This is a genomic window from Shigella sp. FC1661, assembly GCF_001712525.1.
Classification (GTDB): Bacteria; Pseudomonadota; Gammaproteobacteria; order Enterobacterales; family Enterobacteriaceae; genus Escherichia; species Escherichia coli.
Window position 1 is genome coordinate 1 of sequence record NZ_MDGW01000240.1, and the last position, 2,894, is coordinate 2,894.

Below are 2,894 nucleotides of genomic sequence, written 5' to 3' on the forward strand. Positions count from 1 at the left end.
TTGAGAAGCGGTGTAAGTGAACTGCAGTTGCCATGTTTTACGGCAGTGAGAGCAGAGATAGCGCTGATGTCCGGCAGTGCTTTTGCCGTTACGCACCACCCCGTCAGTAGCTGAACAGGAGGGACAGCTGATAGAAACAGAAGCCACTGGAGCACCTCAAAAACACCATCATACACTAAATCAGTAAGTTGGCAGCATCACCGCCAGGATGCTGCAAAAATGGAATTGTTATCAGTAAAATACCTGTTATGCAAGCAGGGTTAAAAGAGGTCATGAGGACTCACTTCCCTGAATATGAAATAATATCCAGCGCCTCTGCGGAGGACCTTACCTTATTACAATTACGTCGTTCCGGATTAGTCATTGCTGATTTAGCCGGTGAAAGTGAAGATCCACGTTCTGTTTGTGAACATTATTATTCTTTAATCTCACAATATCGGGAAATTCACTGGGTTTTCATGGTGTCACGCTCCTGGTATTCCCAGGCAGTAGAATTGCTCATGTGCCCTACGGCGACGTTATTGTCTGATGTTGAACCCATTGAGAATCTGGTCAAGACCGTACGTTCCGGCAATACGCACGCAGAGCGTATCAGCGCCATGCTGACCTCTCCGGCAATGAATGAAACTCATGATTTTAGCTATCGCTCCGTCATTCTCACTCTTTCAGAGCGCAAGGTACTGCGGCTATTAGGTAAAGGATGGGGCATCAACCAGATAGTTTCGTTGCTTAAGAAAAGTAATAAAACTATCAGCGCCCAAAAAAACAGTGCGATGCGTCGACTGGCAATTCACAGCAACGCTGAAATGTATGCATGGATAAATAGCGCGCAGGGTGCAAGAGAACTTAACTTGCCTTCTGTTTATGGAGATGCCGCAGAATGGAACACAGCCGAATTAAGAAGAGAAATGTCGCACTCATAGAAAAATGCGTCATGAGCAGTATCGGTATTGAGAGTTTATTCAGAAAGTTTGCGGGTAACCCTTATAAGCTCCATACCTATACCAGTCAGGAGTCATTTCAGGATGCCATGTCGCGGATCTCATTTGCGGCGGTCATTTTTCTTTTTCTGCCATGAGAAGTGAGCGCAGAGAGGGATTATCTTGCCTGACTGAACTGGCGATTAAGTTTCCGCGTACCCGGCGTTTAGTTATTGCGGATGATGATATTGAAGCTCGGCTGATTGGTTCATTGTCGCCATCACCGCTGGACGGTGTATTAAGTAAAGCGTCAACGCTGGAGATTTTTCATCAGGAACTCTTTTTGTCATTAAATGGTGTACGTCAGGCGACCGACCGACTGAACAATCAGTGGTACATTAACCAAAGCCGGACGCTAAGCCCGACGGAGAGAGAAATATTGCGCTTTATGTCGCGTGGCTACTCAATGACACAAATTGCCGAGCAGCTTAAACGCAATATCAAAACGATCCGTGCACATAAATTTAATGTGATGTCGAAACTGGGCGTCAGTTCTGATGCAGGGTTGTTGGAGGCCGCAGATATTCTGTTATGTATGCGGCATTGCGAAGCAAGTAATGTGTTGCATCCCTATTAATCCTCATGATGCCGGGTTTACTTCCCCGGCAGTGCTTTCATTTCAGCGTACAATCGCCACATTGCTGCACATCCGGTAAGCGATAACGCTGGCAGCAGGTTCGGCGCACCAGCAGGCCATCGCGCAGCACGACGGTACGCCAGAGTGGATTATCTTCACCGTTCGTGAGCGTTTTCTCAAAAAAGAGGGCATGGCGCAGCGATTCAACCGTCACCTCGCCGAGCAGTTGCTTCATCTCAGTGAGATACCAGTTGATCAAATAACCGGTATTACTCCAGATAAGTTTGCCGTTGATCTCTCCGGTCGCTTCTAGTGCCTGCACAACCGGAACCAGCGCCTGGCTGATTAACGTTTCCATTCGCTGCTGCGGCGAATGTGGTGTTGCGTTTTTATCTTCACACACATCGACCCAGAAACAGGCGACGCGTCCGGTTTCGTGAAACTCAGCATGGAAATGTTCCGGCGACACATCTAATGCCTTTTCCTGCGTCAGTAGCGCCAGCATTAATGGTGGCACCATCAGGCCGATATACCATTGTGCCCATAGTGAGATCAGCGGTTTGTTCTCGCGGATCATCGTTGGTTGGTTGCGATAGATATGATCGGAATAGACCGCGAGTAGAGAACTTAGCGCATTCGGTGATGACCATTGCGCCAGCGTCATGGCGTTAAGCGGAGCGGGTTCATCCAGGCGGATAAACTCGAGCAAATGTTCACGATGTTTGGCGATCGTCGCACGTACGGCTTGTGCAAGCCCAGCATCCTGCGGCTGGAGATGCGTTCGCCAGATGATATCTTCATAGAGCGGTGCGGAACGATAGGCCATAATCGGGATAGTAATCTAAATGATAATGATTGCTAATCCTAGCGATAGGTTTACCCGATAGCAAGGGATTTCTCTGGCTTGAAAATGATAAAAATTATCATATGATATTAGTTATCATTATCAATGAAAGAGATGAAACCATGTTGCAACGTACGCTGGGCAGTGGCTGGGGAGTGTTGCTGCCGGGATTGCTGATTGCAGGGCTGATGTATGCGGATTTATCGCCGGATCAGTGGCGGATTGTCATTCTGATGGGATTAGTATTGACGCCGGTGATGCTGTATCACAAACAGTTACGGCATTACGTTTTGCTACCATCGTGCCTGGCGCTTATTGCTGCCATCATGCTGATGATAATGAATTTGAATCAGGGATGAAAAATCAAGGAAGAAACAAGAAAGGAAGTAAAGATAATTGGTGCGAGGGGGGGGACTTGAACCCCCACGTCCGTAAGGACACTAACACCTGAAGCTAGCGCGTCTACCAATTCCGCCACCTTCGCCCAGTCAGC

Annotated in this window: 4 protein-coding genes, 1 tRNA gene and 1 pseudogene; 3 read left to right on the forward strand and 3 right to left on the reverse strand. The window is 47.9% G+C overall.

What is annotated here, in order from left to right; all coding sequences use genetic code 11:
• A partial coding sequence (locus BFF42_RS14300; protein WP_001393286.1) for an IS1 family transposase occupies positions 1-147 on the reverse strand: 147 nt, incomplete at its 3' end.
• Positions 148-248: 101 nt separating this feature from the next.
• Here BFF42_RS14300 and BFF42_RS14305 point away from each other — a divergent pair.
• Together BFF42_RS14305 and bglJ are read left to right on the forward strand one after the other, a co-directional pair.
• The gene (locus tag BFF42_RS14305; RefSeq protein ID WP_005114623.1) at positions 249-923 is read left to right on the forward strand and encodes a helix-turn-helix domain-containing protein; all 675 of its coding nucleotides are present in this window, start codon (positions 249-251) and stop codon (positions 921-923) included.
• Positions 881-1,557: pseudogene (gene bglJ / locus BFF42_RS14310) on the forward strand (DNA-binding transcriptional activator BglJ). The gene BFF42_RS14305 and the pseudogene bglJ overlap by 43 nt, the downstream one beginning before the upstream one ends.
• 37 nt (positions 1,558-1,594) lie before the next feature.
• Here the strand turns inward: bglJ and fhuF are convergent.
• The gene (fhuF, locus tag BFF42_RS14315; protein WP_000331562.1) at positions 1,595-2,383 is read right to left on the reverse strand and encodes a siderophore-iron reductase FhuF; all 789 of its coding nucleotides are present in this window, start codon (positions 2,381-2,383) and stop codon (positions 1,595-1,597) included.
• A 140-nt stretch (positions 2,384-2,523) separates the two neighbouring features.
• On the opposite strand from fhuF, the gene BFF42_RS14320 reads away from it, so the two are divergent.
• On the forward strand, positions 2,524-2,760 hold the full coding sequence (locus BFF42_RS14320; protein WP_001403902.1) for a DUF1435 domain-containing protein: 237 nt from the start codon (positions 2,524-2,526) through the stop codon (positions 2,758-2,760).
• Between the two features lie 38 nt (positions 2,761-2,798).
• Here BFF42_RS14320 and BFF42_RS14325 read toward each other — a convergent pair.
• Positions 2,799-2,885 (reverse strand) — tRNA-Leu (locus BFF42_RS14325).
• Positions 2,886-2,894 lie beyond the last annotated feature (9 nt).

What these genes read in the sequence shown, in the direction of transcription:
- BFF42_RS14320 (WP_001403902.1), top strand. Translation starts at nt 2,524, where the DNA reads ATGTTGCAACGTACGCTGGGCAGTGGCTGGGGAGTGTTGCTGCCGGGA.
- BFF42_RS14305 (WP_005114623.1), top strand. Translation starts at nt 249, where the DNA reads ATGCAAGCAGGGTTAAAAGAGGTCATGAGGACTCACTTCCCTGAATAT.
- fhuF (WP_000331562.1), bottom strand. Translation starts at nt 2,383, where the DNA reads ATGGCCTATCGTTCCGCACCGCTCTATGAAGATATCATCTGGCGAACG.